Raw genomic sequence first — 24537 nt, 5'->3', positions numbered from 1 at the left:
CCGCCCATTGTGCAGCTCACTTGCAAAAGGATAAGGCTTTTCCATGCGTCATCTGCTTCTACTCGTCGCCCTGCTGTTCTGCGGCCTGACCCAGGCCGGTACCAATCCGTTTGAGAGCAAACCCGACTTTCTGCCTGTGGAAAAAGCGTTTGTTTTCACTTCCGAACGCCTTGAATCCGGTGAAACCCAGTTGTTCTGGCAGATTGCCGATGGTTACTACCTGTATCAGAAGCGTTTGAAATTCGATGGATTGCCAGTCGATCAGCATCCCGCATTGCCGGAGGGCGAATCCCACAGCGACGAGTTTTTCGGTGAGCAGCAGGTCTATCGCCAGGGCCTGGAACTGAAGATTCACGCTGGCGCTACCGGACAGATCAAGGTGGGCTTCCAGGGCTGCGCCGATGCCGGTTTGTGTTATCCGCCGAAGACGCAGGTCGTGGATCTGGGCGGTAATGCTGATGTTTCCGCGACCAACGAAGCACCGGATCAAGCCCTGGCCAGCAACCTGCAACAGCGGGCGCTGGGCTGGAGCCTGCTGGTGTTCTTCGGCCTTGGCCTGCTGCTGGCCTTCACCCCTTGCTCGTTGCCGATGCTGCCGATTCTGGCCGGGTTGATCGTCGGCAGTGGCGCAACGCCCAAGCGCGGTCTGGCCCTGGCCGGAAGTTACGTCGTGAGCATGGCGCTGGTGTACGCGGCGATGGGCGTGCTGGCGGCGCTGCTGGGCGCGAACCTGCAGGCACTGCTGCAAAACCCTTGGTTGCTGGGCAGTTTCGCGGCGATTTTCGTGCTGCTGGCGTTGCCCATGTTCGGTTTCTTCGAACTGCAACTGCCGGTGGCGGTGCGTGATCGCCTGGAAAACGTCTCGCGCAATCAGCGTGGCGGCAGCCTGGTCGGCGCCGGTGTGCTGGGCGCCTTGTCCGGTCTGTTGGTCGGCCCGTGCATGACCGCGCCATTGGCCGGTGCCCTGCTCTATATTGCGCAAAGCGGCAATGCGCTGCACGGCGGGCTGATCCTGTTCGCCTTGGGTATCGGCATCGGCGTACCGCTGTTGCTCCTGGTAACCATCGGCAATCGCTTTCTGCCCAAACCCGGCGCCTGGATGAACCTGGTCAAGGGCATCTTCGGTTTCCTGTTCCTTGCCACCGCCTTGTTATTGCTGCGCCCGGTGCTGGATGAATCGCTGTGGGTCGGCTTGTGCGGTGCCTTGCTGTTGATCGCTGCCTACAGCGCCTGGAAGCAATCGGACGGTTTTGGTCGAATTGCCCACCTGTTCGGGGCCAGCGCCTTGCTGCTCGGTCTATGGGGCAGCCTGCTGATCATCGGTGCCGCCGGTGGCAGTGATGATCTGTTCAAGCCGTTGCAGGTGTTCCGCGCTTCAAGCTCGGCCGTCGCCGCGGTGCCAACGGGCCACGACGCCTTCACCACCATCAAGGACCCCGCTGCCCTGCAACGGGAACTTGACGCGGCGCAAGCCCGGGGCCAGTGGGTGTTGCTCGATTACTATGCCGACTGGTGCGTGTCGTGCAAGGTCATGGAAAAACAGGTGTTCGGCAAAACCAAAGTGCTCGAAGCCCTGCGCGATGTGCGCTTGCTCCGACTGGACGTCACCGCCGACAATGCCGCCAGCCGCGAACTGCTCGGCCGTTATAAAGTGCCGGGGCCACCTAGCCTGCTGTGGATCGGTGCCGATGGCTTGGAACGGCGCAGCCAGCGCATCACCGGCGAGGTTGATGCCGAGACTTTCCTGCAACGCTGGACCACCACCCGAGACGCCCGTTAATGCTGACCTTCACCCTCGGCACCTTTGCCATCGCGCTTAACCATCTGCTGCTGATCAGTGCATTGGCACTGGCGACATTCGTCGGCTGGCGGGTGGCCAAGCACGGTGGCGAGAATCCCGAGTCGGTGCTGTTCAGTCTGTTCCTGATCGGCATGCTTGCGGCGCGGATCGGTTTCGTCGCCGTTTACTGGACGCACTATCGCAATGATCCCTGGCAAGTCATCGACCTGCGCGATGGAGGCTTCCTCGCTTGGCCGGGGGTGATCGCACTGGTACTCGCCACGCTGTACCGGAGCTGGCGCCGCCCCGGCCTGCGCCGCCCGTTGGGCTTCGGCGTGGCCAGCGGCCTGGCGTTCTGGTTGCTGGCGACCTTCTCCCTGGGCATTTATGAGCAAGGCACGCGCCTGCCGGACATCACCCTGCGCACTGCCGCCGGCGAAACCGTGCAACTGGCGGACTACAAGGGCGGTCCGCTGGTGATCAATCTGTGGGCCACCTGGTGCCCGCCCTGCCGCCGGGAAATGCCGGTCCTGGAAAACGCCCAGCAACAGCGCCCGGACCTGACGTTTCTGTTCGTCAATCAGGCCGAAAGCATGCAAAGCGTCGCTACTTTTCTGGAAACCCAGGGCCTGAGCCTGTCCAACGTGCTGTTCGACGGCGGCGGTCGCCTGGGCCAGGCCGTCGGATCCATGGCACTCCCGACTACGCTGTTCTATAGCCCCGACGGTCGCCTGCTGGGCAGCCATCTGGGCGAACTGTCGCAAGCCAGCCTGGCCCGCGCCCTGGAAAACTTCGATTCCGTACCTGCCACCTCTTCAAGGAAACTGCCATGCCCCGCCTCCGCCACCTGCTGACCCTGACCCTGGGTGCCGCCTTGCTGCACCTGCCGTCGGTGCAGGCTGAAGAGCTGCCCGATGCGATCAAGAAGATCGAAGCCAAAGGCGCGAAAATCGTCGGCCAGTTCGATGCACCCGGTGGCTTGCGCGGTTATGCCGCGCAATACCAGAACCGCGGCATGGCACTGTACCTGACGCCGGATGGCAAGCATGTGCTGCTGGGCAATCTGTATGACGCCCAAGGTAATGACCTGAGCAGTGCGCCTTTGCAAAAACTGGTGTACGCACCGATGGCCAAGGAAGTCTGGGGCAAGATGGAAGCGAGCAACTGGATCGCCGATGGCAACAAGGATGCGCCGCGGATCGTCTACATGTTCAGCGACCCTAATTGCCCGTACTGCAACATGTTCTGGGAACAGGCACGGCCCTGGGTCAAGGCCGGCAAGGTGCAGCTGCGCCACATCATGGTGGGCATCATCCGCGAAGACAGCCCGGGCAAATCCGCCGCGCTGCTCGCCGCCAAGGACCCGCAAAAAGCCCTGCAAGAACACGAAGCCGCCGGCAAGGGCAGCTCGCTCAAGGCCTTGAAGGATGTGCCGCCGGCGATTCAGGCGAAGCTCGCGGCCAACATGCAATTGATGGAAGACCTGGAGCTGCAAGCCACCCCGGCGATTTTCTACATGGACAGCAAGGGCGAACTGCAGCAGCAGCAAGGGGCGCCTTCGCCGGACAAATTGGCGAAGATTCTCGGGCCGAAGTAAGTCACTTGGCCGTCAGACTTGCAGTGGCGGCACTGACGCAATCGCGGGCAAGCCCGCTCCCACAGATGTACATGATCTCTGTGGGAGCGGGCTTGCCCGCGATGACGTCAGCAGGAACAACTAGTTTCTCTGTGTAATAAACGTAAGCAACACATCAGTCACAAACCTCGGATTCTCCAGATTGGAAATATGCCCCGCCTCCGGCACCAGCACACACGGGCAACCGATCAGCTCGGCCATTTCACGGGCCTCCGAAGGCGGCCGTGGCTTGTCCTGATCGCCACAGATCACCAGCGTAGTCGCTGCATCCAGCTCACCCAGACGTGGCAACAGATCATCGCGGCCAAAGGTAATCCGGCCCATCGGTACGATGCTTTCGCGCAGACGCTCAGGTGGCAAAGCCGCCAGCCTGGCGCGGAAGTCCTGATACAACGCCGACTGCGGATCGATGCCCGGACGGAAGAAGATCGGCACCACGATATCCAGCAACTGCGGCGCGATCACCCCAGTGTCTTCGATCATCTTGAACAGCGAAAAGTAGTATTGACGGGTCGGCTCCGGCTCGACGCCGACATAGGTGTCCATCAGCACCAGCCCGTTGAGCCGCTGCGGTGCCGACAATGCCAGGCGCACGCCCCACATGCCGCCGACCGACAGGCCGACCAGGGTCACGCGATCAATGTCCAGATGATCGAGCAGCGCCAATGCCTGACGGGCGATATCGTCCAGTGACGTCGTACCGGCGGGCAACGGTCCCGATTCACCATGACCCCACAGGTCGAGGGCGATCACCCGATACTGTTGCGACAACGCGGCGATCTGCGGCGCCCACATGGCCTGGTCCCACAGGTAACTGCCGGCCAGCAGGACTGCCGGGCCGCTGCCTTGATCGATGTAATGAAGGGGTTGTCCGTCAATGGTTACGAAAGGCATCGGAGTGGCTCCGTGGGAAAAAGGAGCGGGAAGATTGAGCGGCTGACGGTTCGCAGTCAATCACACGATTGTATGCGTTCGCACCGCCGCCTTCGCGAGCGGGCTCGCTCCCGCAAAGGGATGAAAAGTACATCTGCAACGGTCAGGTCGGCCAGCCGTACGGCAGCCTGGACTGCAGCGTTTTAATTGATGGTTTGTAACGGCATTTTAGGAAGCGTCTGACATCAATTCATTGGCAGCCTTGATAGCGTTGCACCTGAACCTCGCTTTGGAACGTTTTACCGTAACGGGTCATGGATGACCTTTTTACCCGTGTTGCATCAACGTTCCGCAGTCCGTGCAACGCCGCAAGACAAGGAGTCATGCATGCTCAACGCGCCCCTCGATACCCGTTTCACTCTCACGATCATCGATTTCGAACACGACCTTCAGGTCCTTTCGTTCGTAGGCAACGAATCCATCAGCCAGACTTACACCTTCGATGTCGAACTGGTCAGCGACAGACCGAACCTGGACCTGGAAAACCTCCTGCACAAACAAGCTTTCCTGGCCTTTAACGATCGTGGCAATGGCATTCATGGCCAGATACATTGCGTTTCCCGCGGTGATAGCGGTCAGCGCCTGACCCGTTACAGCCTGACGCTGGTGCCTCGGCTGGCCTATCTCAAACACCGAATCAACCAGCGCATTTTTCAGCAACTGACCGTTGCACAGATCATTGCAAAGGTACTGGAAGACCACGGCCTCAATCGTGAATTTCACGAGTTTCACCTGACCTCGACTTATCCCCCTCGCAAATATTGCGTGCAATACCAGGAATCTGATTTGCACTTCATCCAGCGCCTCTGTGAAGAAGAAGGCCTGCATTACCACTTCAGCCATAGCCGCGAAAAACATCTGCTGGTGTTTGCCGATCATCAGACAATGTTCCCGCGGCTGGAAGGTGTAACGCCTTATCGACGGGACAACGGCCTGGTTGCCGAAGGGCCGGTCATCAAGCGATTCAAGCGGCAACTCAATACCCGCCCCAGTCGTACTACACGTCGAGACTACGATTTCAAGAGAGCCAGCAGACTGCTGGAATCCGACTGCCGATCCGCACCCGGGCAGGTTCAGCCGGATCTGGAAGATTATGCTTACCTCGGGGGTTTTGACCTGGGCGAGCGCATCAACGTGCCAAGTCAACGTTCCCTGGAACGTCACCGCGCCGATCACGACCGGGCAAAGGGTAAAAGCGATCAACCGACCCTGGTATCCGGGCACATTCTGCAGATGTCGGAGCACCCGACCCGTGAATGGAACGACTTTTGGTTACTGACCAAAGTGCGCCATGAAGGCAGGCAACCCGCCGTACTCGAGGAAAACTACAGCCACGACGCGACCGATCGAAAGGACGGATTTGTCCAGGGTTATCGCAACCGGTTTATTGCCATTCCCTGGGATGTTTTCTACCGCCCGCCCCTCGTCCACGAAAAACCGCGAATGCTCGGCAGCCAGACCGCGACGGTCACCGGTCCTGAAGGTGAAGAGATCTATTGCGATCAATACGGGCGGGTCAAGGTGCAGTTTCATTGGGATCGCGAAGGACAACACAACGATAAAAGCAGCTGTTGGCTGAGGGTGGCCTCCGGTTTGGCCGGCAATGCACACGGTAGCGTCAGCCTGCCGAGGGTCGGCATGGAAGTACTTGTCAGCTTTCTGGAAGGTGATCCCGACCAACCGCTGATCAGCGGCTGCCTGATCAACAGCATCAATCCACCGCCCTACGCATTGCCGGAGCATAAATCCCGCAGTGTGTTTCGCTCCCGCAGTACGCCGAACAGTACCGGCTTCAACGAACTGCACCTGGAGGATCGCGTCGGTCGGGAATTGATCTACCTGCGTGCCCAACGGGATATGGAACAGAAGATCGAAAACGACAGTCGCCTCGAAGTGGGTAATGAGCGGCGGGAAACCATCAAGGGCAACAGCTTTACGGTGCTGGAGGCTGACGACAATCGCACCGTTTTGGGGGATCACAAGGTACATGTGGCCAGCAACAGCCATACCCGTGTCGATCAAAACCTGGTCATTGAAGCTGACCAGGTTTGCATCAAGGTCAGCAAGTTTCTGATCCTGGAGGCCGCCGCGGGCGTCAGCATTCAGGGAGGAGACCAACACCTTGTGATTGGTCATGGCGGCATTTTCAGCAGCAGCGAACTTCAGCTCGGTGGCGCTCCGGTGCCAGGCTCTAGCCTATCGGCACCCGCGATGGTTGAAGCACTATCGGCACCAGCGGAACTGCGCCCCGTGCTGGCCCCCACCCAGAGGGAATTGATGACGCAAAGCAAAATTCTGGGCGCGGACTTCTGCCCCGTTTGCGAGGCGTGCCGCACGGGCATCTGCCTGCCACAAGGAGGCATGGCATGACTGACTTGTTTGTCCGTCGCTGGATGACCGACCAGCAAAGTGTGGGCCATTCATTGTGCTTGACTCTGGATTCTGAAAATGAAAGCGACGCCCACCAATTACTGTTGAACTCCAGCCCGTTCGAGTATCTGAGTGTCTACGAAGGCACTGCCATCGCCGACCTGGCAAATGTCGGGCCGCTCATTTTCACCCTCGACCAGCCCGGCGACAGACGCATTGATGGACTGCTCGAGCATCCGCAGCGCAACTGGGGATGGCTGGCCAGCCTGCCAAAAGGCGACTTGCCCAAACTGGTCAAACACTGGCACGAACGATTGCTCATCGGTACGCGCCCGCACCTAGCGCTGTATCGCTTTCATGACAATCGGGTATTGGCTCGGGCCCTCGAACAATTACCTGCCGACGCTTTTGCGGCTTACCTCGGGCCGCTGATCAGTGTGTGCTACTGGGATGGCACAGACTGGAAAATCACCAACAACCCGGCACCCGGCACCTATCCAGTGCCCGATGACCCCCTGTGGTTGCGCACATCGACTTGCGCTTCGCAGGCAACGCAAATTCGCCGTATCAACGCCCATCGCTACCTGCTGGCTGAACATGTAAAGGCCTACGCCGACCTCGCTGGGCAGCATGATCCGGATGCCTGGCTAGGCGATCGACTGGCCCAAGCGGATGCATGGAGCTGGCACGAGCCGGAACAAGTGGCATTTCTATTGGTACAGAGCCTGCAAGCACCGGCCTATACCCTCTCGGCGCACTGGCAGGCGCGTGCCGATGAAACGCCGGCTGAGCATTTTGAGCGGGTGTATTCGTTACAGGGGTTTGGCAAATGGAAAATGTCGTTATGAGTGGCCCATGGCGTGGCGCCGGCCTGGGGGGATGCCTGGTGTTAATGGTCGGCTGCGTCAGCCAGCCGAACACCTTCACTTTCACGGCGGAGTTACCGCCGAATTTCGCCTACGTCGCAACGGCCGTCTATACGCCGGCCGAAGGCGAAACCTGCAGTGTCAAAAACCGGCGCAACAAAAACATCATGTTCAACCGGGAGTGGCGAACCCAATACACACCTGATGCCGAAGTCACTATTCGAAGAACGATCGATGGATGCCCCTTGGTGATCCAGCGCATTGAGCTGGATATCAATGCGACCTATGGAAAAGACCGGGGAGATTTTAGCGGAGACAGCGCCAACGTCGTTTTTCGCGACGAGTTGGAAGAGCAATACAAGCGCACGTTCAGCGACGCGGGTGAAAGTACGTTTTACGGTGAATGCCAATGGCTGTTCCGCACCTCCGGCAAGCCTCGCATCCTTCGAAAAATTCTCGACTGCAAAAAAACCGACGCACAGGGCGAGCTGGGAAAGAGTCGTCCGTTCTCGGCGTACACCCTTGATCAACTGCCGGGCAAGACCGTAAAGATGAAGATCACACTGGCCAAGGAAGAAAGGCCTGGCTGGGGAGACACCTGGGTCGAAGTGCCCGGGGGTTGGAAGCGCTGCATGGGCAAAGGTTTAGAAGACCAACGCGCTTACTGCGATGGCAACTACACGGATTTTAGCCACTTCAAGATGCCGGATGGCCGCATTTGCACCATTTACCCCGGCTGCACGGAATAAGGAGATTTGGACATGGAAAGCCTTTCACATCCGGGTGCTGGAGCCTGTGCTACATCAACGGACAAGGAACACTGGATGTTCGACGCAACCCCGTACCACTTGAAGCACGCATTGCGCCTTGTATTTCCAGGCTGCTGCCTCGTACTGACCGCCGGCTGCGCCAGCCAGCCGAATACCTTCACCTTCACGGCGGAGTTACCGCCGAATTTCGCCTACGTCGCAACGGCCGTCTATGTGCCCGCCAAGGGCGAAACCTGTACCGTGGAAAACCGCGACAACATAGCGCCCATGTTCAACAGGGAATGGCGCACGCAATACCAACCGGATGCCGAAATCACCATTCGCCGAATCCGCAATGGCTGCCCCTTGGTGATTCGGCGCATTGAGTTGGATATCAACGCGTCTTACGGCAAAACCCGACGAGAATTTGGGAGCGACAGCGCCAACGTCGCCTTTCGCGACGAGTTGGAGGAGCAATACAAGCGCACGTTCAGCGACGCGGGTGAAAGTACGTTTTTCGGCGAATGCCAATGGCTGTTCCGCACCTCCGGCAAGCCCCGCATCCTTCGAAAACTCCTCGACTGCAAAAAAACCAATGCACAGGGCGAGTTGGGCAAAGGTCGCCCGTTCTCGGCGTACACCCTTGATCAGCTGCCGGGCAAGACCGTAAAGATGAAGATCACACTGGCCAAGGAAGAAAGGCCTGGCTGGGGAGACACCTGGGTCGAAGTGCCCGGGGGTTGGAAGCGCTGCATGGGCAAAGGTTTAGAAGACCAACGCGCTTACTGCGATGGCAACTACACGGATTTTAGCCACTTCAAGATGCCGGATGGCCGCATTTGCACCATTTACCCCGGCTGCACGGAATAAGGAGATTTGACGTGAAGTCCATGGACGAAGAACTGTCATCACGCTTGAGCAGCACAGTGCTGTCGTGCCCCATACAAGGCAGATGGACCAGTTTTCAATTGGTCGACGAGTTCGGCTCGGGTGAGCCCTATGCAGGACTGATCTACACAGTGATCGACTCAGAAGGTCAGAAATACAGCGGCTATCTCGATATCACGGGCACAGGAAAAGTCACCAACCATTTTGCAGGCCCGGTTGCGCTGATTTTCCATGAGAAGTATGAAGGCACAGAGCAACTGTATAGAGACTTACGAACCAGACCCCACTACCCTCTCCAAATAACAGAACTCCAGGTACGCGCCGAGCAAACCCGTTTCCTGAACCCGGACGCAGCGCGTCCCATAAGTAATCCAGCCAAAGCCTGCGCCGATGAGTTCGTCCAGATAGAAGTGCGTCATCTAGTCGAGCATGTTTCGCATCTCCCTCCAGAGTTGTCTTGCCCGAGTAGTAAAGGACGGGCAACCATCATGGGGGAGCATGGCAAGCTCGGCTTTGCCCTGCTGCCGCAACAGCACACCGTGCTTGAAGTGCGACCGCTGCGGGCCTTGCGCCCCATGCTGTCGACCGGTCCCGAATTCTGCGCACTGAACCTCTATCAACTCGCGCTGATGTCCACCCTGAGTTACTGCCCTTTTGGTCAAAAACCAGAAAAAGCGCCCATAGACTCTACCGTGAGCTTTTCGCTGCAACCGAGCGTGGGAAACTGGTTTGGCGATGCGTTGGCCGTTTCCGATGAAATCTGGAGGGTCAATTCAACACAGACCAAACCTTATTACCCATTGTATGAAGATGTGCCGTATTCCAAACGCCTGGAAATCGTCCCGTTTGACCCGGCGCTCTATGACGTCAACAGCCCTGAACTAGGCAGAGACCAGGAACATCCTGCCAAAGTGCACTTTCTCGATGATATCGAACATAAAGAAGCCACAGACACCCAAGCCTTCATCACCCACAACGATGAATTGATCCTGATTGCCGTGCGGGGTACTTCCGAGAATCCCCCCGATGCCCTTCGCGATGCCGATGCTTACCAAGTGCCGTTTGAAGGCACCGACAGCAAGGTCCACCGTGGTTTCTATGGAAGTGCACTGAGGGCTTACGACTTTGTACTGAACTACCTCGACAGATTCTATGCTGGACAAAAACTCCTGATCTGCGGCCACAGTCTCGGCGGTGCCGTAGCCTTGCTACTCGCGGAGATGCTGCGTCGCAGAACGGAAAACTACACCCTCCAACTCTACACCTACGGCGCCCCCCGAGCCGGTGACGCCAACTTCGTCAAAGGCGCGGAACCGTTGGTGCACTACCGCATCGTCAACCACAACGACCCGGTACCCAGCGTGCCTGGTACCTGGATGAACACCAAGGCCGACGTTTTCGGCACCGGGGCCGCGCTGACCTTTGTCAACGTTCCACTCGGCCTTTCGGTGTTTGTCGCGGGCATCACCAATTGGACCTGTGAGCCGTACGAACACCACGGCACCTTGCGCCACTTCATGCCCGTCCACTTCAACGACCGGGAAATGTCTTCGATTCTCTGGCAGCCGGGTTGCGACATCATCAACCAGCATGCCGCGTGCACAGTGGCGTTGCAGCAGCAAAACGGCCTGCCGCAGCGAGCCTCCTTGTTGTCGCAGATTTTCCAGGTCGGGGAGCATTTCATGGCCCCTGCCTACATTCCCGCATGCTGGGCCACCTTGCGACGTTGGCAGCAAGCATCGGAGTCGAATCTGCCTCTGATCACCCGCCGCGAGCTTCAATTTGTAAAAGGCGCATTGAACATCGTCTCGGAAGAAATGCGCCGCATACGACAGGATCTGATGGCCAGACCGGATGCCTATGTACGGAGCCAGGAAAAGCTCATCAATGCCCTCGAGCATGAGATTGGCAAGATCAAATCCACACAAGCGCGACTGACGCCCCTGTCTTCTCAGTATCTCAAACAGGAAGATGTCTACGGCGTGCTGCATGCGCAACCTGAGCAACTGGCGCTGAGCCTGGCCCGCTGGAAGGCGCACCCGCAAAACCGGGCCGCCGAGCAACTGGCCATGGCCCCCCGGTCAAGAGTGGACGACAGCCTGATGGCGCCGATTACCATCGATATCGATTCGATTGTTTAAATGACATTCGGCATCGACGGTGGCTGACACTTCGCGAGCAGGCCCGCTCCCACATTTGACCTGTATTCGCAGTCCAAATGTGGGAGCGAGCCTGCTCGCGAAGGGGCCGGTACAGGCGCTAGAGCATCAAAGCCCTTCCAGCTCCGCCATCAGATCATTCAACCGATCCACCTTGTCCTCGGTGATGTCGCTGGCTGCCAATCCGTCGATGTACCCCGCCAGCTCCTCCACCGTGCTGCACTCGAACATCGCCCGCAGCGGCACGTCCCGTTGCAGGGTTTTCTGCACGCGCGAGGCGATTTGCGTGGCCAGCAGCGAATGCCCGCCCAGTTCGAAGAAGTTGTCGCGGATGCCGACTTTTTCCACCTTCAGCACTTCGGCCCAGATCGCGGCCAGAGTCTGCTCCAGGTCATTGCGCGGTGCTGCATAGTCCTGGCTCTGCAACTGGCCGATTTCCAGCGCCGGCAGGGCCTTGCGGTCAAGTTTGCCGTTGGCGTTGAGCGGCATCTTGTCGAGCCACAGCCAGTGCAACGGCACCATGTATTCCGGCAGTTCGGCGCGCAGGCGCTGTTTGATGCGTTCCAGGCGCTCGGCCGGATTCAGCGCTGAATCCGCCGCGACCAGATAACCCACCAGGTGCTTGCCGTTCACCCCTTCCTGCACACCCACTGCCGCATCGCGGACCTCCGGCTGTTCATGCAGGCGCGCTTCGATTTCACCGAGTTCGATGCGATAGCCGCGAATCTTTACCTGATGGTCGATGCGCCCTACATATTCCAGAACACCGTCACTGCGACGGCGGGCCAGGTCACCCGTGCGGTACAGGCGATCCCCCGGCGCACCGAACGGGTTCGGCACGAACACCTGGGCGGTGCGCAGCGGGTCACTGACATAACCGCGCCCGACCCCGGTACCGGCAACACACAACTCACCCACCGCACCCAACGGCACCAGTTCCAGCGCGCCATCGAGCAGGTACAAACGGTTGTTATCGGTCGGCGTACCAATCGGCAGATAACTGCCGCGGGTCGAGGCCATGTCGACACGGAAGAACGCCACGTCATCCGAGCATTCCGCCGGCCCGTAGGCGTTCACCAGCCCGATATCGGGATAACGCAACAGCCATTGGTGCGCCAGTTCCGGCGGCATCGCCTCGCCGGTCGGCAGCATCCAGCGCAGGCCGTCAAGGCTCATGCGCTCCTGGGCGAGCATGCCCTGGATCAGCGACGGCACGCTTTCCAGTACGGTGATGCCCTGGTTCTGCACATGGGCCAACAGACCCTGTGGATCGTGGGCGATGGTATTGGGCACGATGTCCACCCGCGCGCCGAACAACGGCGCGGCGAGGAACTGCCAGACCGAAATATCGAAGCTTTGCGACGCGGTCTGGGCGATCACGTCGGCGTCGCTCAGGTTCAGGTACGGCACCTTGCTTAACTGGTTATTGAGCATGCCGCGCTGTTCGACCATCACACCTTTGGGCAAACCGGTGGAACCGGAGGTGTAGATCACGTAGGCCAGATTGTCCGGGCCACTGTAGATGCCCGGGTTGACCACCGATGCATCGCTCGCCTGCACCTCTTCCCACACCAGCAACTTCGGTCGATTGGCGCAACCGTACTCGTCCAGCAACGCCAGCGCTTGCTCACGGCAGGCCTGGGTGCAGACCAGCAATGGCGTGCGGCTGAGATCGATGATGCGGCTCAGGCGCTGGCTCGGCAGACCCGGATCCAGCGGCAGATACCCCGAGCCCGCCTTGAAGCTGCCGATGATCATGCCGAGCAGATCGAGATTACGCTCAGCCAGCAACGCTACCGGCTGATCCACACCAACACCCGCAGCGATCAAGGCGTGACCCAGTCGGTTACTGCGCTGGTTAAGCTCCAGGTAGCTGTGCTGCTGATCCAGGCAGCTCGCAGCCATGCGTTGTGGATGCGCGGCTACCTGCGCTTCGAACAACGCCACGTAGCTCTGCTCCAGCGGATAGTCATGCTCGCTCTTGTTGCAGCCAAGGACCAGGAAGTCCTGTTCCTCGACCCCCAGCAATGGCAGGTCGGCCATGTCACCGTGGAAGCCTTCGAGCAACGCCAGCAACAGGCGCTTGAACTCGCCGAGCAGGCGTTCGACCGTGGACTCATCGAAGTAACGCTGGTCGTAAGACAGGTGCAGCCCAAGGTCATCCCCCGGATAGCACACCGCCGTCAGCGGGAAGTTGGTGTGGGTGCGGCCCGAATCCGAGGTGGCGTTGAGGCTTTGTGCGCGGTCCAGCACCGAGACCTCCACCGGGGCGTTTTCGAACACGAACAGGCTGTCGAACAGTGGCTGACCTTTGGGCAGCTCACTCTGCTCCTGGATGTTCACCAGCGGCAGATACTCGTACTCGCGCAACTGCATGTTGCTGTCGATCAACCCCGTCAGCCACTGGCGCACGCTGCAACGCTGATCGTCCTCCGGCATCTTCACCCGCAGCGCGATGCTGTTGATGAACAGGCCGACGGTGCGCTGCATTTGCGGCATGTCCACCGGACGCCCGGCCACCGTGACGCCGAAGAGCACGTCTCGATCACCGCTCAAGCGTCGCAGCACCAAAGCCCACGCCGCCTGGGCGAAAGTATTGATGGTCAGTTGATGGGCCTGGGCCAGTTCACGCAATTGCGCACCGTCACGGGCGTCGAGTCTTGTGTAGCGGTCGCCGACGATCATGCCGCCGCTGTCACCGGCATGTTCGCGCAGGAACGGCCGGTCGCTCGGAATCGGCGTGGTCCGTTCGAAGCCTTGCAGATTGGTTTTCCACCACTGCCGCGCTTCGTCCAGGCTCTGGCGTTGCAGCCAGCCGATGTAGTCGCGATAACGCGGCGGTACGGCCAGCTGGGCTTCCCGGCCTTCGCCGAGGGCGCTGTAGATTTCGAAGAAATCGTTCATCAGCAGCGAACGGCACCAGGCATCGATGAGGATGTGATGGTTGCTCATCATGAACCAGTACCGCGCCGCACCGACCCGGATCAGGCGCAGGTGGAACGGTGCCTGGTTGAGCAGATCGAACCCGGCTTCGCGCTCGGTCTTGAGCAGGGTTTGCAGCCTGGTTTCCTGCTTTGCCTCCTGCTCGGCATCGGTAAGATCGCTCCAGTCGAGGTATTCAATCGGCGTGCTGCCCGGCTTGTGGATAACCTGCAGCATGTCTTCGCCGACGTTCCAGCAGAATGACGCACGCAAGGCTTCGTGACGGGCGATCACCGCTTGCCAGGCCTGGGCGAAGCGCTGCGGATCAAGCTCGCTGTTGATGCGGTAGCGGTCCTGCATGTAGTACAGGCCGGTGCCCGGTTCCAGCAAGGTGTGCAGCAACATGCCTTCCTGCATCGGGGTCAGAGGATAGACGTCTTCGATGACCGAGGCCGGCACCGGCAGCGCATCGAGTTGCGTCTGGCTCAGTTTCGCCAGCGGGAAGTCCGACGGCGTCAGGCCGCCCGCGTCATCCGCCAGGCAATGCTCGATCAGGTTCTGCAACTCGTCCACGTAGGCGTCGGCCAGATCGCGGATGGTTTGCGGATCAAAGCGTTCGGCGCTGAAGGTCCAGCGCAGTACCAGTTCACCGCCGTAGACCTGACCGTCGACGCTCAACTCGTTGGGCAACGGCGCCCGCGGATCGTGGGCTGCACCGATGGCTTCATCCAGCGGATGGAACAACGCCTCGGCACCGAAGCTCTGGTCGAACTGCCCCAGGTAGTTGAAGGTGATCGGCGCCATCGGCAACGCGGCCATGCTCTGGCGGCTCAGGTCATCGGCGAGATAACGCAGCACACCGTAACCCAGGCCCTTATGCGGCACGGCACGCAGTTGTTCCTTGATCGCCTTGATCGAGTCGCCCTGCTCTGGCGCGGGTGTCAGGCGCAGTGGATAAGCGCTGGTGAACCAACCGACGGTGCGGGTCAGGTCAATCTCGTCGAACAGCGCTTCGCGGCCATGACCTTCCAGTTGAATCAACGCCGATTCGTGACCACTCCAGCGGCACAAAACACGGGCCAGCGCGGTCAGAAACAGGTCGTTGACCTGGGTGCGATAGGCGCTCGGTGCCTGTTGCAGCAATTGCCGGGTGCGCTCGCTGTCGAGGCGCACGCTGACGGTTTGCGCATGGCGGTTCTGCCGGCCGCCCTCGGGGCGTTCGCACGGCAAAAGCGCATGCGGCCCTGCCAATTGTGCCTGCCACCAGTTCAGTTCTTCACGCAGGGATTCGCTGCCGGCATAGGCCTGCAAGCGTGCGGCCCAGTCCTTGAATGCGCTGGTTTTCACCGGCAGCCTCACCGACTGCTGCGCCTCGAGTTGGCGATACAGCGTTTGCAAATCGTCCAGCAACACACGCCATGAAACCCCGTCCACCACCAGGTGGTGAATGGCGATGAACAGCCGTTGCTGCCCCTCGGGGCCATCGACCAGCAGCACGCGCATCAGCGGTCCTTGTGCAAGATCGAGGCTGCGCTGGGCGTCGGCGAACACGGCGGCGCATTTGTCCATGGACGACACGCGCACTTGCCACAACACCGGTGTCTCGGAAATCGACTGATGCTCGGCATGCCATTGGCCGGCGACTGCGCTGAAGCGCAGGCGCAAGGCATCGTGTTGTTCAATCAGCGCCAACAGCGCCTGCTCGAGGCGATGGGGTTCCAGCGTCATGGTCGGTTGCAGCAACAACGCCTGGTTCCAGTGCTGGCGCTGCGGGATGTCGGTGTCGAAGAACCAGTGCTGGATCGGCGTCAGGCGCGATTGGCCAGTGAGCAAGCCTTGCTCTGCAATGACAAGCTCGGCCGTGACCTGATCGGTGCGGCCAGCCACGACCGCGAGGGTCTGTACGGTCTGGTGCTGGAACAGGTCCCGCGGGCTGAAGTGAATGCCTTGCTGCCGCGCACGGCTGACCACCTGGATCGACAGGATCGAGTCGCCGCCGAGTTCGAAGAAGTTGTCGTTGAGACCGACCTTTTCGACGTTGAGCACTTCGCACCAGATCTGCGCCAGGGTCAGTTCAAGCGCGTTGCTCGGCGCTACATATTGTTGACGGTTCAGCTCCGGGTCCGGTGCCGGCAGCACACGGCGATCAAGCTTGCCGTTGGCGGTCAGCGGCATGCTGGCCAGCAGGATCAGATGCGTGGGCACCATGTAGTCCGGCAGTTGCGCCTTGAGGTGTGACTTGAGGGCTTCGCGCAGTTCGGCCTGTTGCACTTCACCTTGCTCGAAAACGTCCGTTACCAGATAGCCAACCAGTTGTTTGCCGCTCGGTGCATCGAGTGCCAATACAACGGCTTCACGCACCGATTCATGGTCCAGCAGACGGGTTTCGATTTCACCCAGCTCAATGCGGAAACCACGGATCTTCACTTGATGGTCGATCCGGTCGAGGTATTCCACCAGGCCATCGGCACGCTGGCGCACCAGGTCGCCGGTGCGGTACATGCGCCCGCCATTGGCCGCGAACGGATCGGCAACAAAACGTTCGGCGGTGATGCCCGCCCGCTCGTGATACGCCTGGGCCAGACCCGCACCACCGATGAACAACTCACCCGTCGCGCCTTGTGGCACCAGGGCCAGATCGGCGTCAAGAATGTACGCCACGCGGGCGCCTATCACGCTGCCGATCGGCACGCTGCCGGCACCCTCTTCCAACACCTCGGGCGCGAGACTGGCCAATGGCATGACCACGGTTTCAGTCGGACCGTAGGCATTGAAGAACAGGCTCGGCTTGAACGCCGCGCGAATCCGCTGCAAGTGTTCCCCGGTCAGTGCTTCACCGCCGGTAATGATCATACGTACCGGCAGGATTTCGTTTTGCGTCGCCAACCACTGCGCCAACTGGCTGCCGTAGCTCGGGGTGAAACCGAGGATGTTGATGCGATGGGTGCGGATCAAGCCGCAGATTTCTTCCGCGTCCCACTGCCCTTGCGCACGCAACACTACCTGTGCACCGCTGAGCAGCGGTACCAGCAGGCGCTCGGTGGCGGCGTCGAAGTTGATCGAATAGAAATGCAGTTCGCAATCGTCCGGGCGCATGCCGAAGCGCTCGATCACGGCGCGGCAGTGCATGGCGATTTCGCCGTGGGACACCACTACGCCTTTCGGCTTGCCGGTGGAACCCGAGGTGTAGATCAGGTAAGCCTGATGTTGCGGCAGACTGATCAATGGCAGCTCGGTGGTCGGGTAATGGGCCAGTTCGGCGGCGTCCTCTTCAAGGCACCAACGGGCCACGGTGGATGGCAACTCACCCAGTGCTTTGAACATCGCCGCATCGCTGAGCAGCAAGCCAATGCCGCTGTCCCCGATCATGTAATGCAGGCGATCGAGCGGGTATTCCGGGTCCAGCGGCACGTAGGCGCCACCGGCCTTGAGGATCGCCAGCAGGCCGACCACCATGTCCAGCGAACGCTCCAGCGCCAGGCCCACGCGCACCTGCGGCCCCACGCCACGTTCGCGCAGCGCCCGGGCCAGGCGATTGGCGCGGCTGTCGAGTTCGGCATAGCTCAGGGTTTGTCCGGCGAAGGTCAGTGCCGGCGCGTCCTTGCGCACCAGCGCCTGCTCGGCGAACAGATGATGGATGCACTGATCGAGGCGATGCTCGCCCGGCTCGACACCGAGGCTGTCGAGCAGTTGTTGCTGTTCCGGCGCATCGAGCAGCGGCAGTTCGCTCAGACGTTGCTGCGGATCGGCGATCATCGCTTCCAGCAGGTTGCGCCAATGCCCGGCCATGCGCGCAATGCGCGGCTCGTCGAACAGATCGGTGCTGTAGGTCAGGCAGCAGCCCAGGCGATGGTCGAGGTCGGTGACTTCAAGGTTGAGGTCGAACTTGGTCGCGCGGGCATCGTTGGCCAGGTACTCCACCGTCATGCCGGCGAGCGTGCGGCTCTGCTGGAATTCCCAGCGTTGCACGTTGCACATCACCTGGAACAGCGGGTTGTACGCGGCGCTGCGCGGTGGCTGCAAGGCCTCCACCAGATGATCGAACGGCAGGTCCTGATGGGACTGGCCTTCGATCACGGTGTGGCGCACCTGCTCGAACAACTCGCCGACCGACATCTGGCCATCGAGCTGGCAACGCAACACCTGGGTGTTGAGGAACGCGCCGATCAGCCCTTCGCTTTCCGGGCGGATGCGGTTGGCCACCGGCGCGCCGATGCGCAGGTCGGTCTGGCCGCTGTAGCGGTATAGCAGCACGGCCAGCGCGGCGGTCATGGTCATGAACAGGGTCAGGCCCTGTTGGGCATTGAAGGCGCGGACCCGCGCCGCCAGATCATCGCTCAGGTCGAAACGGAACAGTTCGCCCTGATGGCTTTGCACCGGTGGGCGCGGACGGTCGCCGGGCAACTCCAGCAACGGATGTTCGCGGCCCAGCTGCGCAGTCCAATAGTCGAGCTGGCGTTGACGCTCGCCGGACTCCAGCCACTGGCGCTGCCAGACGCTGTAGTCCAGGTACTGCACCGGCAACGGCGCCAGCGGCGATTCGCGGTCGTCGATGAACGCTTCGTACAGCGCGCTGAGTTCCCGGGCAAAGATATCCATCGCCCAACCTTCGGTGACGATGTGGTGCAGGGTCAGCACGAAGTAGTGCTCTTGCTCCGCGGTCTTGACCAGACAAGCACGCAGCAGCGGACCGGTTTCCAGGTCGAACGGCAGGTGCGCTTCATCGTCAGCCAGTTGCTGCACGCGCTGCTCGCGGTCGTCAGCGGCCAACGTCGAAAAATCCTTCCAGTCCATGCGCACGCCCGTCTCGGCATGCACCTGCTGACGGGCCACGCCGTCGACGCTCGGGAAGGTGGTGCGCAGGGTTTCGTGGCGCAGGATCAGCGCTTGCAGCGCCGCCTCGAAACGCCCGACTTCCAGCACCCCTCTCAGACGCGCCATGCCGCCGACGTTGTAGGCCGGGCTGTCCGGCTCCATTTGCCAGAGGAACCACATGCGCTGCTGGGAATAGGACAGCGGCACCGGTTGGTGGCGGTCGACCTTTTCGATTGGCGGCTGTTTGTTGGTGTGGCCGCTGGCCTGGATCAGGCGGATCTGTTCGGCAAACGCGCCGAGTTCACTGTTCTCGAACAGCGCACGCAGCGGCAATTCGACGTCACAGGCCTGACGGGTACGGGAGATGATTTGCGTAGCCAGCAACGAATGACCGCCGAGGGCGAAGAAATCGTCGCGCAGGCCGATTTGTTCCAGCCCCAGCACTTCGCGCCAGATGCCGGCGATTTGTTGTTCCAGTTCAGTCACCGGTTCAACGTGTTCACGCACCTGCCACTGCGGTTCCGGCAGGGCGCGACGGTCGACTTTACCGCTCGGGCTGAGGGGCATTTGCGCCAGGCGCATCAGTTGCGCCGGGACCATGTATTCCGGCAATTCGGCCGCCAGCGCGGTTTTCAGGTGCGCGGTTTGAGCCTCTTCGGTTTCGGTGGCGTCAGTGGCGGTGTAGTAGCCAATCAGCTGTGCACCAGCCGCGGTTTCGCGCACCAGCACTACGGCCTGGGCGACGCCTTCCCGGGCCAGCAGACGCGCTTCGATTTCTTCCGGCTCGACGCGGAAACCACGCAACTTGACCTGCTGATCGAGACGGCCGAGGTATTCGATCACGCCGTCCGCCGTCCAGCGTGCACGGTCGCCGGTGCGATACAGCCGCGCACCCTGTTCACCCAATGGGTCGACCACGAAACGCTCAGCGGTCAGCGCCGGACGACCAAGGTAACCACGGGCCAGGCCAATGCCGCTGATGCACAGTTCACCCGGCACACCGACCGGCACCGAATTGAGTTCGCTATCCAGCACGCGGCAGACCACGTTGCCCAGCGGCCGGCCAATCGGCGAACGCTCGCCATCGGCGCTGCTGCAGTGCCAATGAGTGACGTTGATCGCGGTTTCGGTCGGGCCATAGCGGTTGTGCAGTTGCACCGCCGGCAGTTGTGCCAGCACGCGATTGCGCAATTCGGCGGGCAAGGCTTCGCCGCCGGAGAACACACGACGCAGGCTGGTGCATTCGGCGCTCAGCGGTTCGTCGATGAACAGTGAAAGCAGCGGTGGCACGAAGTGCAGCGTGGTCACGCCAAATTCTTGAACAAGCTGCGCGATGCGATGTGGATCGCGATGTTCACCGGGGCCGGCGATCAGCAGGCGCGCGCCGGTGATCAGTGGCCAGAAGCATTCCCAGACTGACACGTCGAAACTGATCGGCGCCTTTTGCATCAGCACGTCGCTGTCGTTCAGGCGATAAGTGTTCTGCATCCATTGCAGACGTTCGGCCAAGGCTGCGTGGGTATTACCGACACCTTTTGGTTGGCCGGTCGAACCGGAGGTGTAAATCACATAGGCCAGGTTGTCGCCGTGCAAATGCAGGCCTGGCACATGGTTCGGCCAGTTTTCCAGATGCAGGGCGTCCATGGCGATCACGCTGACGCCGTCGGTGGACGGCAAGCGGTCGAGCAAAGCGGTCTGGGTCAGCAGCAATTCGACGCCGCTGTCGCTGAGCATGTAGGCAAGGCGCTCGGCGGGGTAATCCGGGTCCAGAGGCACGTAGGCGCCACCGGCCTTGATGATTGCCAGCAGGCCGATCAGCAGTTGCGGCGAACGCTCGGCGGCGATGGCTACGCAGGTATCCGGACCGACACCTTTGTCGCGCAGGTAATGGGCCAGGCGATTGGCCTGGGTGTGCAGTTCGGTAAAGTCCAGACTGCCGCCGTCCCACAACAGCGCGGTGCGCTCCGGCGTCTGGCGTGCCTGTTCGTTGAGCCGCTCCGGCAGCCACTGTTGCGCCGGTTCGCACGGGGCAACGCTCCAGGTGTTTTGCTGATCGTATTCGGTCGACGTCAGCAACTGCAGATCGCCGACAGCAGTGGCCGGTTGCGCACAAATGGCTTGAAGCAGATGGCTGAAATGCTCGGCCAGACGCTCAATGGTCGCGGCGTCGAACAACTCGTCGGCATAGTCGAAGGACAACGTCAGGCGACCGTTGCGATCCTCTTCGCTGTGCAGTTGCAGATCGAACTTGGCTTCACGGCTGTGCCACGGCAGCTCTTCAGCGAGCAGCCCCGGCAGGCGCTTCAAGGCGCCGAGGTCACGCTGCTGATGGTTGAACATGACCTGGAACAGGCCTTGTTCACGCGCCTGCGGGAAGGCTTCGAGCAATTGTTCGAACGGCAGATCCTGATGCGCCTGCGCGCCCAACGCGGCCTGACGGGTTTGCCCCAGCAACTCGATGAATGGCAATCGCGAATCCACCTCGGCACGCAGCACCTGGGTGTTGATGAAGAAGCCGATCAGGCCCTGGGTTTCCAGGCGCGGACGGTTGGCATTGGGCACGCCGACGCGTATGTCGCGCCGACCACTGTAGCGATGCAACAGGGTCTGGAACGCGGCAAGCAACAACATGAAGGATGTCGATTGATGGGCCTGGGCAGTCTGGCGAACGGCCTCGCTCAGGGGCGCGCCCAGACGCACGGTGTGACGGGCGGCGCTGTGGGTTTGTTTAGCGGAGCGTGGGTGATCGGTGGCCAGTTCAAGCGTCGGGTGCTCGTCACCCAATTGCGCTTTCCAGTAAGCCAGTTGCCGCTGGCCCTCACCTTGCGCCAGCCATTGGCGCTGCCAGCTGCCGTAATCGGCGTATTGCGTGGGCAATGACGCGAGCGTTGCCTGCTGCCCTTGGGAGGCCGCTGCGTACAGCCGCGAGAACTCGTCGATCAGTACGTTCAGCGACCAACCGTCGGCGATGATGTGGTGCATCGTCACCAGCAATTGATGATCTTCGTCGTCCAGGCGCACCAGCGTTACCCACAGCAACGGGCCTTTTTCCAGATCGAACTGGGTGCGGGCCTCGTCCTCGCGGATTTGCCGAGCGCGAGCTTCACGCTCGGCGAGCGGCAGATCACTGATGTCGATCAGTTGCAGATTGAACGCGGCTGCGGCTTCGACCTGTTGCAAGGCCACGCCGTCGCGCTCGAAGAACCGCGTGCGCAGGGATTCGTGGCGCTCGATCAATTGCTGGAAGCTGGCGCGCAAGGCATCTTCGTCCAGCTCGCCACGCAGGCGCAAGGCACCGGGAATGTTGTAGGCGCTGCTTTGCGGATCGAGTTGCCAGGTAATCCACAGACGGTTTTGCGCCAGGGATTGCGGCATCGCGTCGGTGCGCGGCAACGCGGTGATTTCGCCTTGGGCGCTGCCGCCGTCTTGTTGTTGCTGTGCCACGGCGGCGGCGAACGCAGCCAGGGTCGGTGCTTCGAACAGCAGGCGCAGGTTCAGCTCCAGGCCCAGTTCATCTCGCACTCGGGCGATCACTTGCGTGGCGGCGATCGAGTTGCCGCCGAGCAGGAAGAAATGATCGTTGGCGCTGACCTGCTTGGCGTTCAATTGTTCGGCCCAGATCTGGCTGATCCGTGCTTCCAGTTCGCAGGCAGATGCCGTCGAGTCTTGGTTTTCAGTGGTGGCCGACGGGAACACCGCATAGCTGTCGAGGCTGCCGTCCGCCAGGCGATTGCGGCACGCCGAGCGTTGCAACTTGCCGCTGGAAGTCTTGGGCAATGCGCCCGGATTGAGCAGCACCACCACACTCGGTGCTTCCTGATATGCCTCGGCCACGGCCTGGCGGATGGCTTTGATCAGGGCTTCGGGTGGCAGGATTTTTTGCACGCTGCGGCTGATTTCCGCGGCGATGCCGATGCCTTCCTGACCGTCAATGTTCACCGCGAACGCGGCAACGCGCCCTTTGCGCACCACCTCCACTTCACGCTCGACGGTTTGCTCGATGTCCTGTGGATAAAGGTTGTGCCCGCGCACGATCAGCATGTCTTTCAGGCGACCGGTGATGAACAGTTCACCGCCCCGCTTGAAGCCCAGGTCACCGGTGCGCAGCCAGGTCCGGCCGGCGTGCTGGACGAAGGTTTTGGCGGAGGCCTCGGGGTTGCGCCAGTAGCCGTGGGCGATGCTCGGGCCGGTGGCCCAGACTTCGCCCACCGCGTTGTCCGCCAGCTCGCCGAGCGATGCAGGGTCGATGATCAGCACCCCATGATCGGGCTGGCTGATGCCGCAACTCATGATCGCGCTGCCCTCGCCCATTTGTGCACGGTTCTGCGCCAGGGCTTGATCGTCGACACGCAAGTTGCCGATGCCTTGGCCGCGTGGTGTACCGGCCACGAATAGCGTGGCTTCGGCCAGGCCATAAGAGGCCATGAAACTGTCTTCTGTGAAACCGCAGCTGGCGAACTTCTCGGTAAAGCGCTCCAGGGTGTCGAGGCGAATCGGCTCGGACCCGGAATACGCCACGCGCCAGCGGCTCAGGTCGAGCCGCTCCAGCGCCGATTCGCTGACCCGTTCGCTGCACAAGCGATAGGCAAAATCCGGCCCGCCGCTGATGGTGCCGCCGTACTCGCTGATCGCTTCCAACCAGCGCAATGGCCGGCCGAGAAAGTACGCCGGCGACATCAACACGCACGGCACACCGCTGAAAATCGGTTGCAACAGGCCGCCGATCAGGCCCATGTCGTGGTACAGCGGCAGCCAGCTGACGATCACGTCATCGGGGTTGATGTCGATGCCGAAACCGTGGCGGATCAGCAACTCGTTGGCCACCAGATTGCCGTGGCTGACTTGCACACCTTTGGGCAACGCGGTGGAGCCGGAGGTGTATTGCAGAAAGGCAATGTCATCGTCTTGCAGGTCCGGCGCGACCCAGCGCTCGGCCAGCGCATTGTCGAGCGTGTCGACACACAGCAGCGGCGGTGCACCTTCAATCTGCAGCAGTGCATCGCGCAGGCCGGCGCTGGTCAACAGCAGGCGCGGTTCGGCATCGCTGATGATCGACAGCAGGCGCTCCTGATGATGACGGCGCGTCGACTCCGGTGGGTAAGCCGGCACGGCGATGACCCCAGCATACAGGCAGCCAAAGAACGCCGCGACGTAATCCGGGCCACTGGGAAACAGCAGCACCGCGCGATCACCCAAACCGGCTTCGGCCTGCAGCGCACCGGCAATAATCCGCGCTCGCTGATCCAGCTCGCGATAACTGAGCACCACAGCCTGATCTTCGCTTTCGGCGAGAAAACGCAAGGCCAGCCGATCCGGCGTCAGGGCCGCGCGGCGCTGGAGGGCTTGGACCAGTGTGCTGGGGATTTCGAACGCGTCGGTCATGAGGTTTCCTGCCTGAATTCGGCTTGCAATTGGAATC

At 61.0% G+C, this 24537-nt stretch carries 10 protein-coding genes; 8 read left to right on the top strand and 2 right to left on the bottom strand.

The features are described from left to right. Window positions 1-43 precede the first annotated feature (43 nt). From dsbD to dsbG, 3 genes are read left to right on the top strand one after another with little or no spacing between them, the layout of a single operon-like run. Window positions 44-1780 carry a protein-disulfide reductase DsbD gene (gene dsbD / locus FFS64_RS23285; protein ID WP_137807309.1) on the top strand — a complete coding sequence of 579 codons (1737 nt, stop codon included), beginning with the start codon at window positions 44-46 and terminating at the stop codon, window positions 1778-1780. Next, on the top strand, window positions 1780-2634 hold the full coding sequence (locus tag FFS64_RS23280) for a TlpA disulfide reductase family protein (protein WP_137807308.1): 855 nt from the start codon (window positions 1780-1782) through the stop codon (window positions 2632-2634). The genes dsbD and FFS64_RS23280 overlap by 1 nt, the downstream gene beginning before the upstream one ends. Continuing rightward, window positions 2610-3377 (top strand): thiol:disulfide interchange protein DsbG, encoded by a 768-nt coding sequence (gene dsbG, locus FFS64_RS23275; RefSeq protein ID WP_137807307.1) that lies wholly within the window; start codon window positions 2610-2612, stop codon window positions 3375-3377. The genes FFS64_RS23280 and dsbG overlap by 25 nt, the downstream gene beginning before the upstream one ends. Before the next feature lie 120 nt (window positions 3378-3497). On the opposite strand, the gene FFS64_RS23270 is transcribed toward dsbG, so the two are convergent. After that, window positions 3498-4310, bottom strand: a complete 813-nt coding sequence (locus tag FFS64_RS23270) for an alpha/beta fold hydrolase (protein WP_137807306.1) — start codon at window positions 4308-4310, stop codon at window positions 3498-3500. Between the two features lie 366 nt (window positions 4311-4676). Between FFS64_RS23270 and FFS64_RS23265 the strand changes: the two genes are divergently transcribed. The 5 genes from FFS64_RS23265 to FFS64_RS23245 all read left to right on the top strand — a co-directional run bounded on the left by FFS64_RS23265 (window position 4677) and on the right by FFS64_RS23245 (window position 11363). After that, complete coding sequence (locus FFS64_RS23265; RefSeq protein WP_137807305.1) at window positions 4677-6719, top strand: type VI secretion system tip protein VgrG; 2043 nt, start codon at window positions 4677-4679, stop codon at window positions 6717-6719. Next, the gene (locus FFS64_RS23260; RefSeq protein WP_137807304.1) at window positions 6716-7567 is read left to right on the top strand and encodes a DUF4123 domain-containing protein; all 852 of its coding nucleotides are present in this window, start codon (window positions 6716-6718) and stop codon (window positions 7565-7567) included. Before FFS64_RS23265 ends, FFS64_RS23260 begins: the two co-directional genes overlap by 4 nt. Continuing rightward, a complete protein-coding gene (locus tag FFS64_RS23255; RefSeq protein ID WP_372242183.1) occupies window positions 7549-8334 on the top strand; it encodes a hypothetical protein in 786 nt (261 codons plus the stop codon). The genes FFS64_RS23260 and FFS64_RS23255 overlap by 19 nt, the downstream gene beginning before the upstream one ends. Before the next feature lie 75 nt (window positions 8335-8409). Further along, window positions 8410-9204, top strand: coding sequence for a hypothetical protein (locus tag FFS64_RS23250; RefSeq protein WP_137807303.1), 795 nt, complete (start codon window positions 8410-8412; stop codon window positions 9202-9204). An 11-nt stretch (window positions 9205-9215) separates the two neighbouring features. Then, the gene (locus FFS64_RS23245) at window positions 9216-11363 is read left to right on the top strand and encodes a lipase family protein (RefSeq protein ID WP_137807302.1); all 2148 of its coding nucleotides are present in this window, start codon (window positions 9216-9218) and stop codon (window positions 11361-11363) included. A gap of 126 nt (window positions 11364-11489) precedes the next feature. Here the strand turns inward: FFS64_RS23245 and FFS64_RS23240 are convergent, their stop codons facing one another. Beyond that, window positions 11490-24500 carry a non-ribosomal peptide synthetase gene (locus FFS64_RS23240; protein ID WP_137807301.1) on the bottom strand — a complete coding sequence of 4337 codons (13011 nt, stop codon included), beginning with the start codon at window positions 24498-24500 and terminating at the stop codon, window positions 11490-11492. Window positions 24501-24537: the final 37 nt, after the last annotated feature.

Source organism: Pseudomonas sp. G(2018), assembly GCF_005502415.1.
GTDB lineage: Bacteria > Pseudomonadota > Gammaproteobacteria > Pseudomonadales > Pseudomonadaceae > Aquipseudomonas.
The sequence above is the reverse complement of the archived record's forward strand: the minus strand, read 5'-3'. Positions and strand labels throughout refer to the sequence as shown.

Excerpts from the sequence above, each read along its gene's own strand:
- dsbD (WP_137807309.1), top strand. The coding sequence starts at position 44 with ATGCGTCATCTGCTTCTACTCGTCGCCCTGCTGTTCTGCGGCCTGACC.
- FFS64_RS23280 (WP_137807308.1), top strand. The coding sequence starts at position 1,780 with ATGCTGACCTTCACCCTCGGCACCTTTGCCATCGCGCTTAACCATCTG.
- dsbG (WP_137807307.1), top strand. The coding sequence starts at position 2,610 with ATGCCCCGCCTCCGCCACCTGCTGACCCTGACCCTGGGTGCCGCCTTG.
- FFS64_RS23270 (WP_137807306.1), bottom strand. The coding sequence starts at position 4,310 with ATGCCTTTCGTAACCATTGACGGACAACCCCTTCATTACATCGATCAA.
- FFS64_RS23265 (WP_137807305.1), top strand. The coding sequence starts at position 4,677 with ATGCTCAACGCGCCCCTCGATACCCGTTTCACTCTCACGATCATCGAT.
- FFS64_RS23260 (WP_137807304.1), top strand. The coding sequence starts at position 6,716 with ATGACTGACTTGTTTGTCCGTCGCTGGATGACCGACCAGCAAAGTGTG.
- FFS64_RS23255 (WP_372242183.1), top strand. The coding sequence starts at position 7,549 with ATGGAAAATGTCGTTATGAGTGGCCCATGGCGTGGCGCCGGCCTGGGG.
- FFS64_RS23250 (WP_137807303.1), top strand. The coding sequence starts at position 8,410 with ATGTTCGACGCAACCCCGTACCACTTGAAGCACGCATTGCGCCTTGTA.
- FFS64_RS23240 (WP_137807301.1), bottom strand. The coding sequence starts at position 24,500 with ATGACCGACGCGTTCGAAATCCCCAGCACACTGGTCCAAGCCCTCCAG.